Origin of the sequence: Desulfosporosinus sp. SYSU MS00001, from assembly GCF_049943955.1 — a bacterium.
In the GTDB taxonomy this organism is placed as follows: Bacteria; Bacillota; Desulfitobacteriia; order Desulfitobacteriales; family Desulfitobacteriaceae; genus Desulfosporosinus.
The window spans coordinates 276,612-290,027 of the sequence record NZ_JBNFTW010000005.1 but is presented as its reverse complement, the minus strand read 5'-3'; the positions used below and the strand labels follow the sequence as shown (position 1 = coordinate 290,027).

10 protein-coding genes are annotated in these 13,416 nt (G+C 41.2%); all 10 read left to right on the top strand.

From position 1 onward, the window contains the following. The first annotated feature begins 185 nt into the window (after positions 1-185). Positions 186-1,475 carry a sulfite exporter TauE/SafE family protein gene (locus ACPUYX_RS11625; RefSeq protein WP_426379891.1) on the top strand — a complete coding sequence of 430 codons (1,290 nt, stop codon included), beginning with the start codon at positions 186-188 and terminating at the stop codon, positions 1,473-1,475. Beyond that, positions 1,472-2,185: a hypothetical protein gene (locus ACPUYX_RS11620; protein WP_426379824.1), complete on the top strand. Its 714-nt coding sequence runs from the start codon at positions 1,472-1,474 to the stop codon at positions 2,183-2,185. Before ACPUYX_RS11625 ends, ACPUYX_RS11620 begins: the two co-directional genes overlap by 4 nt. 1,039 nt (positions 2,186-3,224) lie before the next feature. Then, positions 3,225-3,422: a hypothetical protein gene (locus tag ACPUYX_RS11615; protein WP_426379823.1), complete on the top strand. Its 198-nt coding sequence runs from the start codon at positions 3,225-3,227 to the stop codon at positions 3,420-3,422. An 804-nt stretch (positions 3,423-4,226) separates the two neighbouring features. Then, positions 4,227-5,588, top strand: a complete 1,362-nt coding sequence (locus tag ACPUYX_RS11610; RefSeq protein WP_426379890.1) for a sigma-54 interaction domain-containing protein — start codon at positions 4,227-4,229, stop codon at positions 5,586-5,588. A 328-nt stretch (positions 5,589-5,916) separates the two neighbouring features. Further along, positions 5,917-6,771: a 3-hydroxyacyl-CoA dehydrogenase family protein gene (locus tag ACPUYX_RS11605; protein ID WP_426379822.1), complete on the top strand. Its 855-nt coding sequence runs from the start codon at positions 5,917-5,919 to the stop codon at positions 6,769-6,771. A 63-nt stretch (positions 6,772-6,834) separates the two neighbouring features. Next, positions 6,835-7,617, top strand: a complete 783-nt coding sequence (locus tag ACPUYX_RS11600; RefSeq protein WP_426379821.1) for a short-chain-enoyl-CoA hydratase — start codon at positions 6,835-6,837, stop codon at positions 7,615-7,617. 345 nt (positions 7,618-7,962) lie between these two features. Next, positions 7,963-9,306: an acetyl-CoA hydrolase/transferase family protein gene (locus tag ACPUYX_RS11595; RefSeq protein WP_426379820.1), complete on the top strand. Its 1,344-nt coding sequence runs from the start codon at positions 7,963-7,965 to the stop codon at positions 9,304-9,306. A gap of 44 nt (positions 9,307-9,350) precedes the next feature. Continuing rightward, complete coding sequence (locus ACPUYX_RS11590; protein ID WP_426379819.1) at positions 9,351-10,580, top strand: thiolase family protein; 1,230 nt, start codon at positions 9,351-9,353, stop codon at positions 10,578-10,580. Positions 10,581-10,715: 135 nt separating this feature from the next. Continuing rightward, positions 10,716-12,551: an acyl-CoA dehydrogenase gene (locus tag ACPUYX_RS11585; protein WP_426379818.1), complete on the top strand. Its 1,836-nt coding sequence runs from the start codon at positions 10,716-10,718 to the stop codon at positions 12,549-12,551. A 298-nt stretch (positions 12,552-12,849) separates the two neighbouring features. Next, entirely contained in the window at positions 12,850-13,317 is a 468-nt protein-coding gene (locus tag ACPUYX_RS11580) for a hypothetical protein (protein WP_426379817.1), read from the top strand. The last annotated feature ends 99 nt before the right edge of the window (positions 13,318-13,416 follow it).

The following is a 13,416-nucleotide window of genomic DNA, read 5'->3' as shown; positions in this document are numbered from 1 at the left end:
TGATAACCTTAAATTCAAGCAATAATAATCATACTTTAGTAACAGCAGGACACCTTAATAATAATGGAGGGAAGTGAAAAAAAACGTTTGTGCAATATTTCATAATGTATAGGAGTCAGAAGTGAGGCCATTTCAAGTATCCCTTTAATTGTTTAAGCTCAATGAAGGAGGGAAAAAAGATTATGATGAAAAGAATTTACCACTCCATTATGCAAGCTTCAAGGGCGCATGCTCAGTGGGAGATTGAAACTACTTCAAACATTGTAAAAAATCGAAAAATGTTATTGGCACTATTCATTATGACCCTGCCTCTGATCATACCGGCAGTGGCCCAGGCTGCATCCCTTCCAAGTGTTATCGGTGGAAAATCAGCATATGGACCTTCCTTTTTCTCAGCCCATATGTTTTATGGTTCAATAGCAATCGGTGTCATAGCTGGTTTAGTCACAGGCTGCATTGGGGCAGGCGGAGGTTTTGTCATTACCCCAGCACTGATGAGCTTAGGAGTTAAGGGTATACTATCCGTTGGTACAGATATGTTCCACATCTTCGCCAAAGCAATTATGGGCACCACCCTTCACAAGAAAATGGGTAATGTTCATGCGGGTTTGGCCTTAGCCTTCCTGATAGGTTCTGGAATTGGGGTTACAGGAGGTGGAATTATAAATAGAGCTTTGTATAATTTTAACCCCATAATGAGTGATTTTGCAATAAGTACGGTTTATGCAGTTCTATTAGGATTCTTAGGTGTCTTCGCTCTTTACGATTATTTTAAATCTAGAAAAAGTGAATCCGAATCAAAGGATGGCGGTCATGAGACATTGACAATAATGGCCGAAAAAATGCAAACTATTAACCTTGCTCCCATGATTAAATTTGATGAAAATATAATCCCAGGCGGGAGGAAAATATCCGGAGTGTTTGTAGCGATTTGTGGGGCCATTGCTGGACTATTAGCAGCCATTTTGGGCGTTGGTGGCGGTTTCATTACTTTCCCGATGTTTGTATATGGACTGGGGATTTCAGCCTATACAACCGTGGGCACGGATATATTCCAGATTATTTTTACAGCTGGTTATGGTTCCATTGCACAATACGCATTCTACGGATATGTATTCTATACACTAGCTATGGGCTGTTTATTAGGATCACTATTCGGCGTTCAAATAGGTGCGATTACCACGAAGGTTGTTTCTGGATCAAAAATTAAGGCATTCTATGCGATCGCGATATTAGCTGGTTTTATCAACAGAATCTTTGCCATACCAGAAAAGTTAAGTCAAATGGGCTTTATTACCTTAACTGCTTCAACAGGTGCACTGATCACAAATATAGGAGTATGGATATTCTTTGGTTTGGTAGCTATCTTTGCTTTCTGGATCATCGGTACATTTATACTAAACGTACCAAAGCTACGAGCCGAGTATGTTGATCAACATGATGGCAAGGTAACTGAAGGAGGTGTTACCAGATGATTAAAAACAAAAAGGCTTTAGTCATCGGCCTAGTATTATTGTTTAGTTTTATCCTGTGCTATGTTGGCATGATGTCACCGAACTTCGGTAACGGCAGGAATGGGTTGAATTACGCGGATGATATGTTTAACTCTTTCTCCAAAGGTTCCTCTAACTTTATTAAGGAGAGCACAAAAGTTGCTCAATCACAAAATGGGATTAATGTTAATCTTACAATTAAGGCATCGTCAGCTGCGGAAGCAGTAAAATGGGGCAAATTGTACAGTAGTGCCGGTGCAATTGTAAATGTGAAGGGCTCCTCGCTGACTATAAATGGAGATTTGGGCAAAATACTCAACTCAGTCGTGATTGACAGCGACTCAATGTACAACAATAATGGTAAAGCAGTAGAAAAAAGGTATGGTTACGCAGCGCGTGAAGCAACAAATGACTGGAACAATTCTTTAAAGAAAATTGACAGTGCACTAAAATCGAAATCAATGTTTAAAGAAGAAGCTGCTTTGACTAAAGTTGTTCAAAAAGCTCTTGAACCCGGATACAATTACTACGGTGTTGAAGTGAAAAAAGTAAGTGAGAATAAAGTTAGTCTCGCCTTACTGCTCCTCTTCTATCTTCTTTACACCGTATGGTATGGGTTCGGACTCTTCTATTTCTTTGAGGGCTTGGGCATTAGTGCTTCTAAATCCCACAAGAAGGCTGAAGCAAATTAAACTATAACCGTTCAACAAAACTAAACCTTTGAGACTCAATTAAAAAATACTATTCGATTTTAACCGGTCATCAGTCAATTACCTTTATAGTAGGGCTTGATTCTTAATATTCATAGAGTTTAGATATTATATGCATTAAAGATGTCAGGGAGAACAAAATTCTCATAATTATCGTGGATTTTGGGCTCCCTGATTACCCACCAAAGAATTAAACAATTAGCGTGTGATTTTCGCATACGACGTGAATGGACATTAGCACCATGTAATATGGGTATAGGCTTCAGCCGAAAGCACCCGATCAATACAGTTTAACTTATCTACCATATAATAATCTGTTTAGTCCTATGTTTACAATGATAAAAATAATGTAAATGCACCTAGGAGGTTTTGACTATGGGCATAATCATTGACATTAAAACTAAAGAAGAGATTAATTTGCCAATAAAACAATCTAAGTTTGTAAAGGTCTCCGATGTTGTAATAACATTTTTACGCATAGCATTAATTGTTGCTTTCTGTTTAAATACTTTGTACACCTAAACTAATCCGATTCAATAGAAACATGAAACGCACATTAACTAACTTTTTGTATTATTGCATAATACTATATCGCTTCTCCGCCAGAGTCTCCTCACTTCCTATTGACTTGACAATCAAGGGCTCGGCGAAACGTACCTTTGATCATCAAGTCAATAGGAAGTACACACGCTGGCGGTGGAAAACCATTGATCAAACTTAATTTTTTATATGGACACTTCCATTAAAACGTGTAAAACTAAGGAACAAACGAAAGCGTCGAACAGTTCGGCAGTTATTTAGGTTTTAATGAATACGCTTTCTATCCGGATAGAAACTTTATGGGTCATAACAGCTGTAGTCTTTGAATATATTCTGCCAACGTTTCTTTGGCTTTTGGCAATCATACGCGGGTTTAAGCAGGAGCGACTTGCATGAGGCGAAAATAAATGACATTAATTTCATGACGCGTATAGTTTCTATAATCATCACCGGATGCTGGAGCCGGAAGGACGTAGAAAATTTGGCAGTAACAACAGTTCTGGGGTTCGACCGGGTTACACTAAACGGTAAATATCAATATGAAATTTCCGCGAGAATTTTTCCAAGCGGAAAGAAACTGCCAGGTGCTTCGGGAGATAGCGGGGGAGCAGGTTCCCGCGGTTGTTCAAATGATATCTGTTCAAATAGAAGGATGAAATTTGTCAGGCTAATTTGCTAATAACCTTCTTCGCCTTAAATAATTGAAGAGGACTAAAAGCCACCCCACACCAAGGGCGGCTTTTAGCCCTCTTCATGTCCTGAGACAATCAACACAATGCGATAGACAAATATAATCACGAACATATTGATTTTCTATAGACATTGTATTGTTTCCAGTGTTAACATTTAGCTAAGTAATTTAAAGACATTTTTCACAAGCTGAAAGGTTTGTATATGAAATGAGAGATCTAAAACTATTGACAATATCATCAAAGCATTAAGCAAATAAAAAAAGCATCCGCGAAGACTGCTAAAAATGTGACTAAGAAAATTATAACATTGTATACTCCCAGGCATGCAGCAACTAAAAAGTCTTTAAACGATATGTTTATACCTTAATGTTATGGCAATAAGTACCAACATTTCTTAATACTCCTCAATGTTATTAGTGATTTCAAAATTAAGAATTAAAGAGAGGTGGCAAGGACTTTAAAAGAGCAAAAACTCGGTTTTACACGGAGTTTTTGCTCTTTTGCTATTCACTGGGTAATTTGACGCGTATTCTATAACGCCTATTTAGGCTATTGGCAATGTAGAATTTCACTTCGAGGATCGCCTGTTCAAGCGTTGATGATCTTATTAATTAATACCGGTAAATTAGGCAGGAATCCCCAAATAGCTATTGAAATAGTTCGTATCATCATATCTGTATAAAGTAAACTTGACTGCGAGGTGGGTATCTTTCAATGGTATATTAAGGCAATACTAAGCTCCTTTAAAACTTAATCCAGACAAAATACAAGAGGGTGAGACAGTGAGGGATATGAAAAACGAGATATTTGTTGAAGTTTTGAATGGAATTATGGAAAATCCCTACATTGGGATCATTATTGTTGATACCGAGGGTTGCATTAAAATAGTTAACAAAACCTATCTCGGAATACTAAACATGACGGAAAATGATGTATTGAATAGGCACATCTTAGAGATCATACCTCACTCCAAACTTCCGGAAGTATTAAAAACCAGAGAGGTTCAACTTCCTAATTATTGGACGGCAAAAGGGCAGGATCCCGTTGTTTTTCGAACGCCCCTATATTCGGAAGGGAAATTAATTGGGGCCATGGAGCAAAGCCTTGTCTACCTAGAAAGGGAAATTGCAGCTTGCAAAGAAGTAAGCGGTAGTATCTACAGTGCTAAATATTGTTTCGAAAATATTGTCGGAAGAGATGAAAATCTGCGCAGAATCAAGACTTTGGCTCTGCGAGCATCGAGAACTCGTTCAACGGTTTTAATCATGGGAGAAAGTGGTACCGGCAAGGAACTTTTTGCCAATGCCATTCATAAAGCCGGTCCGCGTACAAATTATCCCTTTGTCAGAGTCAATTGTGCGGCACTACCCGATAATCTTTTAGAATCAGAACTATTTGGTTATGAAGAAGGGGCATTTACCGGAGCTCGCAAGGGAGGTAAGCCAGGCAAATTTGAAATAGCCAATCACGGTACGATTTTCCTTGACGAAATTGGAGATATGCCACTGGCAATGCAAGCTAAGTTGTTGATTGTCTTGCAGGAACGTGAAGTAGAACGAGTTGGAGGTACAAAACCCATTCGAGTCGACGTTCAGGTTATTGCAGCTACCAACCGAAACTTAGAGCAAATGGTTAAAATAGGTAAATTCCGGGCAGATCTCTATTACCGCTTGAATGTTTTAACTTTAAATATTCCGTCCCTGCGCGAAAGACCAAAAGATATTACTCTTTTGGTCAATTATCTCTTACCTAAATTAAACCAACGCCTGCATACCTGGGTCGAGAAAATATCTCAGGAAGCCATTCTGCTTCTTAGTAATTATGATTGGCCGGGAAATGTGCGGGAATTGGAAAATTTACTGGAAAGAGCCATTAATTTAGCGGATTTTAATCAAGACTCTTGTCTTACCCCGCAATACTTTCCTTCGTTACTGAGACCGGCTGGGCAACTAAAACCAGCCACTCAGCCGGTTGAGATCGAGATAAGGGAGAGTGTCGACAATTTAGAGGAAGCAATTGGAAAAATAGAGGTTGAAACCATACGGCGAGTTTTGCAGAAAACTCATAATAATAAAGCTCAAACTGCTAAAATTCTAGGGTTAAATAAATCGGTCTTATATCGAAAACTAAAAAAATATAATTTTATGGCTTGATTTGTGAAATCTTTCTCCACGTTAGAAATTAATCCGGCCCAAAACCGTCCCAAAATTAAACTCATAGTCTCATTTTGTAACCCTAAAATTAAAAAAAAGGTCTCATTTTGCACCTAATAGATTTGATTTCAAACAAATAAGGGAGCTATAAATTCCAGAAAGCCGATAGAAAAGGAATTTTGATAAAAAGAATTCCCCACAGGTTTGTTGGCATACTTATTGCTTAAAGATAAATAGCAACGAGCTAAGGAGGTGGGGAGGAAATACCTCGGAACTACTTAGATGTGGAAAAGGCTTTATTTTACCAGAAGTAAAGGAGATGGCAGACATGGAAATCAAAAAAATAGGAGTATTAGGTGCTGGCACCATGGGTGCAGGAATTGCTCAAGTATGCATACAAGCAGGTTATAATGTTATTTTAATAGATATCGTACCAGGAATTGTAGATAAGGCACTCGTCAGTTTAGATAAAGCTTGGGCCAAGGCTATAGAAAAAGGTAAGGCGACTGCTGAAGCCGTGGCTAATTATAAGACCCTCGTTACTATCAGTACAGACGTCAATGATTTTAAAGATGTAGACCTGGTCATCGAGGCAATTGTAGAAAATATTGATGTTAAGAAAAAAGCTCATAAACAACTCGCCGAAATTTGCAAACCTGAAGCTATTTTAGCGAGCAACACTTCAGCACTGAGTATTACTGAGATTGCTGCTGCTACTAACCGTCCAGATAAATTCGTTGGAATGCATTTCTTCAATCCGGTAGTCATGATGAAATTAGTGGAAGTTATTCCAGGCATCGTGACTGCTGATGAAACAGCCCAAACTGTCCTTGAAGTTGCCAAGAAAATTGGCAAAGACCCTGTATTAGCCAAAGAAAGTCCCGGATTCATTGTTAACCGCATCCTGGTTCCTTATATGAATGAAGCCGCAAACGTTTATCAAGAAGGTATCGCTTCATTAGAAGAGATTGATAAGGCTATGAAACTGGGTGCCGGAATGCCCATGGGACCTTTGGCGCTGGCAGATATGGTCGGAATCGATATCGTCTTGGCTGTTTGTGAATTTTTTTACAATGAATTTAGCGATTCTAAATATCGTCCTTCACTGGCATTCAAACAAAAAGTTCGTGCAGGACAACTTGGGCGGAAAACCGGCAAAGGGTTTTATGATTACAGCAACTAAAGGAAAAACGATAGGTAAATAATTCCTTATCTGATTTGTTACTGATGGAAGGGAGGTAAAATTATGGAATTTAAAAATATAATCTTAGAAAAAGAAGATTATCTAGCCATACTCTCTATTAACCGTCCTAAAGCAATGAATGCTCTTAACGCCGATACCTTGTATGAACTAGAAGCAGCGGTAAAAGAGGTAAAGGACGATAGCGATATCAAGGTGATGATTATAACCGGAACAGGAGAAAAATCATTTGTAGCCGGAGCCGATATCACGTTTATGTTGCCATTTACACCTATCGAAGGCAGATTTTTTTCCGATGTAGGAGAACGGGTAATGCGGCAAGTAGAATTACTAGAAAAGCCTGTAATTGCAGCCATCAACGGCTTTGCTCTCGGAGGAGGGTGTGAGCTGGCCATGTCTTGCGACATCAGACTAGCCTCAGAAAATGCGGTTTTTGGGCAACCTGAAGTAGGCCTTGGCGTCATACCCGGCTTTGGAGGAACACAGCGCCTTCCTCGTTTAACTGGTGAAGGACGTGCCAAAGAACTAACCTTTACAGGCGATATAATAAATGCCGAAGAAGCCTACCGCATTGGTTTAGTAAACCATGTTTATCCCCTTGATCAATTAATTGATGAAGCCAAAAAATTAGCAAAAAAAATTGCCAGCAAGGCACCATTAGCGGTTGGTTATGCCAAATACGCTATAAACAAGGGCTTACAAGCTGACATTGATACGGCTATGGGCATTGAGTCTGATATGTTTGGCATATGCTGCGCAACTTCTGATAAAGCTGAAGGTATGGGCGCTTTTGTCGAAAAGAGAAAACCAAAGTTTGAGGGCAAGTAACTAAATAATTAAGTGTACTAAGTGTACGACGTTCTTTATCTCTCCTTAATTGCTTGATTTAGCAGATACAAGCCGAAAAATGTTACCAGGGCACCGTTGGCAGTTGAACTAGGCCTAGCTAAGCATTATCAAAGCTTGCAGGTTAACAGTGACGCTGCTGTGGGCGTTGAGTCTGAATTTGGTTTGTGTAATGACAAATCCGGAAAAATTCCTAAAAACAGACCAGGGCACCGTTAACAGTTGAACTAGGCCTAGCTAAGCATTATCAAAGCTTGCAGGTTAACAGTGACGCTGTTATGGGCGTTGAGTCTGATATTTGACAAAGGCCAAAAAGGAGGGATGAATTTGGATTATAAAAGTGAATATCTGAACAAACTAGTTTCTGCTGATGAAGCGGTCAAGGTTGTCAAGTCCGGAGATCTTGTTCATTATGGCGAATTTATGATGGCTTCACATATTTTAGATGCCGCCTTAGCCAAACGAAAAGATGAGTTGGAAGGGGTAAACATTCGAACAGTGACCTGTCCTTTTATGCCTCAAACCGTTATAAATGATCCGGAAAGGAAACATTTTATTTACAATGACTGGCATTTCAGCGGCACCAGCAGAAAACTTCATGATAAAAATTTATGCAACTATATTCCCCTGAATTATCACGAAGGTCCCAGTATTTTTGATCGGGGATGGGTGCCTGTTGACGTTGCTTTAATCAAGGCTACTCCACCCGATCAGCATGGTTTTGTGAACGTAGGCACTTCTAATTCCATTACTCATGCCTTCTGTGATGCTGCCAAAATAGTTGTCGCCGAGATCAATGAATCTGTACCGAGATGTTTAGGCGGCACAAGAGAAACCTTGCATGTTTCCGAAATTGACTACTTTGTGGAAGGCGACAATCGCCCCCTTATACAGCTTCCTGAAACTCCTATATCCGATGTAGATAAGGCGATCGCTCAAATTGTCTTGGAACAAATCGAAGATGGTGCCTGCCTGCAGTTAGGAATCGGGGCTATGCCCAATGTTGTCGGCGCAATGATTGCCCGGTCAGACCTCAAAGACTTAGGCGTTCATACCGAAATGCTGGTCGATTCATTCGTAGATATGTACGAAGCCGGAAGGATTACGGGTCTGCGCAAACAGCTCGACAAGGGAAAAATGGTCTATACCTTTGCCATGGGAACCAATAAACTCTATGATTTTCTGAATAGCAACCCGATTTGTGCAAGTTATCCCGTCGATTATACCAATGATCCGGATGTAATTTGCCAAAATGACAACATGATTTGCATTAATAATGCGATTGAAGTTGATCTTTACGGACAGGCTGCTTCAGAAACATCAGGTATACGACAGATATCCGGAACCGGTGGTCAGTTAGACTTTATCTATGGATCGTTTAAATCTAAAGGAGGGAAAGGCCTGATCTGTCTATCCTCTACCTTCCGCGACAAAGAAGGCTGCCTCCAATCCCGTATTAAACCAACCCTTAGCCTGGGATCGATGGTTACTGTTCCCAGAAGCATAAATTATTATGTTATCACAGAATACGGTATTGCCATGTTGAAGGGAAAAAGCACGTGGCAAAGAGCTGAAGCCTTGATAAGTATTGCTCATCCTGACTTCCGTGAAGAACTTATCAAAGAGGCTGATGCCCAAAAAATTTGGGTTAGATCAAATAAGATAAGTTAGCCTTCCGCTTAAATTTAAGAAAAGCAAAAAGGGAGATGGTTTAAATGGCAATCGAAGCTAATGAAGTAGTACTGGTTAGTGCCTGCAGAACACCGATCGGAGATTATGGCGGTTCTCTTAAACCTGTACCGGCCAATGAATTGACCAAAGTAGTTGCTACCGAAGCGATTAAGCGGGCGGGAATTGAGCCGAAACAAGTGGACGAAATCGTGGCCGGAATGTGCTTAGGTCATGGCAATGGTTCCTGCCCGCCGCGTATCGTGGCCATGCAAATTGGTATGGATCCTAAATCAAGTGCTTGCATGGTTAATCAAAATTGCGCCTCAGCTATGAGAGCTTTGGAGATTGCAGCTATGAAACTCCAACTGGGTAAATATGACATTGCCTTGGTAACCGGTACGGAAAGTATGAGCAACATCCCTTATATTGACCCGACAGCTAGATGGGGAGCCAGAATGGGCGATGTCAAACTCATGGATGCCATGCTTGCCGATGGGCTGGTATGCCAATTAGCCGGTTCCCACATGGGGGTTACAGCTGAAAATATTGCAGAAATGTATGGCATTACGCGGGAAGAATGTGACCAGCTGGCCCTTATAAGCCATCGCAGAGCAGTTAGGGCTATTGATGAAGGCCGCTTCAATAGAGAGATTGTTCCTGTACCGGTTAAAGAAAGAAAGAAAGAGTACCTCTTCTCTCAAGATGAACATCCCATTCGGGATGCCAGTCTCGAAAGTATGGCTAAGTTAAAACCAGCCTTTAAAAAAGACGGAGTGGTAACCGCTGCCAATGCTTCCGGTCTTAACGATGCTGCTGCTGCCGCAGTTTTAATGACAAAGCAAAAAGCAAAAGAATTGGGACTCAAACCGCTGATGAAACTGATTAATATCTGTGATGAAGGTGTGGAAGCCCGCGTTATGGGTTTAGGACCGGCGGTTGCCATTCCCAGATGTTTACGCGAGGCAGGTATGAATTATGGAGATGTCGACTACTGGGAAATCAACGAAGCCTTTGCAGCCCAAGTACTTGGCGTTGGCCGGAAACTGAAAGAAGATTCAGGCATTGACATGAATATAGGCACTATCGAGCAAGATGGCAATGTTAACAACAATGGTTCAGGAATTGCCTTGGGACACCCGGTAGGTTGTACCGGACTGCGCATCATCGTCAGCCTGTATTATGAACTGGAACGGCTTGGAAAGACAGTTGGCGGCGCTTCCCTTTGCGTTGGCGGCGGTGCATCTTTGGCCTCCTTGTGGACAAGAGATGTGTAGCTAAAGTTTAGCGTTCTATCCGAATTAAGCGTAGGTGATGGCTTTTGCTTTATCGTAGCCTCATCGTCAAGCTTTATCAATCATATGTAAGATAAATGAATTGGCGATAATAAATTGAAGTGGAGGAACGTAAACATGGCTTCTAATTTTGCCATAAATAATATTCGGGATTTCGAATTTATAATACAAGAGTGGCTTCCGACGGAGGGGGTTTTTAACTACCCGCAATTTGCTGATTATTATTCCAGAGATGATGTAAAATCAGTCCTCGAACCCATTTTAAAGATGTGCAAAATAGTGATTGAACCGACAAATGATGAAAACGAGACTCACCCAGTAACCTATGCTGACGGCAAGGTGACCACTCCGCCGAGTTATGGGACTCTTTTCCGCAAACTGCAGGAAGAGGGCTGGGGCACCAGCAATATTGATGAATCCCCCGATGCCATGGTTATGCCGGAAATGATCAATGCGGCTGTTTGGGAAATGATTTGTGCAGCTAATCCTGCTTTTATGCCCTATGTTATGCTGACAACCGGATCGGCCAATCTGATTCAATCCTATGGCGATGAAAAATTAAAACATATGTTTCTTCCTAAAATGATGAACGGAACTTGGGCTGGAACCATGTGTCTCACCGAACCCGGTGCCGGTTCAGATGTCGGGGATATCACATCCAAAGCTTATCCAACTGATGACCCTCGAGTTTTTAACATTGTTGGCAATAAACTTTTCATAACCGGTGGGGATAATGACTTTTCGGAAAATATTATCCATCTCTTCCTGGCTCGTATCGAAGGTGCCAAACCGGGCACCGGCGGCATCTCTTTGTTCGTAGTTCCTAAACTGTGGGTTAATGAAGACGGCAGCTTGGAGGACAACGATTTCATCACCACAGGCGTAGAGCACAAAATGGGGCTCCATGGTTCAGTCACTGCCGCTTTATCCGCCGGGGAGAACGGTAAGTGCCGCGGCTGGCTGCTGGGTATTGACCCGCGGGAAAATAACGGTAAGGGCGAAGGCATGGCTCAAATGTTCCAAATGATGAACTTGGCCCGCATGGAAACAGGGCATATGGCTCTATCCTGCATCACTAATGCCTTTGCCAACGCCAGGGATAATGCTAAAGAAAGAGTTCAGGGCCGTTTGCTGACCAATCCTAAAGCGGGCCGTGTAGCTATTATCAATCACGAAGACATCAAACGCACACTGATGATGGGCAAAGCTTACATCGACGCCATGCGGGCTATGATGTATCGGGTTTATCTGGCCTTTGACCAACGGCACCGTGACCCCGATCCTGCAGTAAGGAAAGCAGCCAGCGATCTGATTGAAATTACCACCCCGCTTTGTAAAGCATATCCTTCTGATGAAGGATGGTGGCTTATTGGCGAAGCAATTCAATCTTATGGCGGTTATGGCTTCTGCGAAGAGTATCCTGTATCTCAAATTGCCCGCGACATGAAGATTTACTCCATTTGGGAAGGCACAAACTATATCCAATCCTTAGACTTACTTGGCCGTAAGATGAAAATGAAAGGCGGCTCCGTCTTCAACGCTTGGGTTCAGGAAATGGTTGATTTCTATGAAGCTAATAAGGGTCATGAAAACTTAAGCAAAGAATTTGCTAATTTGGGCAAGGCTCTAAAGGCTTATCAAGAGATGCTTAAATCTCTCAATGAAGTCAGCCAAAGCAATATGAGCATGGTTCCTCTTTATTCCCGCCGCATCCTAACTGCTACCGCCCAATTATATAGCGGTCGTCTGCTTCTTGATCAGGCTGTTTTGGCAGATAAAAAAGCTCAGGAAATCGGACCCAGTCACTTTGATTATAACTTCTACTCCGGTAAAGTCGCTAGTGCCAGATACTACCTGCGTAATGTCGTTCCCAACGTTTGGGCTGTAGCGGAAATAGTCATAGATGGCGATACTTCGGCTATTGATGCGCCAATTGAGGTCTACGAATACTAAGTACTGCTAAAAGTCGGCTAGTTAACAGCCACTTGCACCAACTCTAAGCAAAGTCGATTTTCCGCTAGAAAATCGGCTTTTGCTTTCCCCGGTAATTGCATATGTCTGAAGCCCCCCACTTCTATAAGTGGGGGTGTGTCCTTCGAATACTTCGGATGGGGTAGAGTCCTCCTTCGCCGCTAAGCATTCCTTTTGGAAAAGGCGGCTCGGCAATAATGTTCACTGGACATTATTGTATCTGAAGCCCCGATGTTCAGCTTTAGCTGGACGAGTTCACTAATTCTAAGGAAGTGAGACCATGCTAACGATTGATGAGTATATTGCCAGATTAAAAAAAGCCGACAAACTGGATGAATTCGATTTCTTAAAGCAGTCGGAAAACATGGCTGCTGTCATGAACTACGTAATGTCCTACTTTAACGAATATCTAACTATGGAGACATACGATGCTGAAGTAATTAAGCAAAAACATACTACGAACAAGCTTGGTGAAGAAATCCAAAATAGATACCCAAAGAGTAAAGACTTTATTTTGAACTTTTATCGACAATACAAAATCAAAATAGATAAAGAGGTTGAAAAGTGGACTGAAAATATTTCGTATTTTTCTTTTTTCTATTGTGAGGAAGACTTCTGTTTAGCTGCCAAAAGCTTTTGTAACAGTTATAAGTTTAAGGAGGCAAACATAGAGGAATACGAAAGCGAAATCGCGACGCTCATCGGCGATATCAAACAGTATAAATATGGAAGGACTAAATTTAACTGAGATTCATCTGGATAAAAACATCGTGAAAGTCATAAGAACTTGATTGATGTTGTAGTTTATGATACTCTTTCCTGTAATTCCGTTTGGTTTAACCATTAT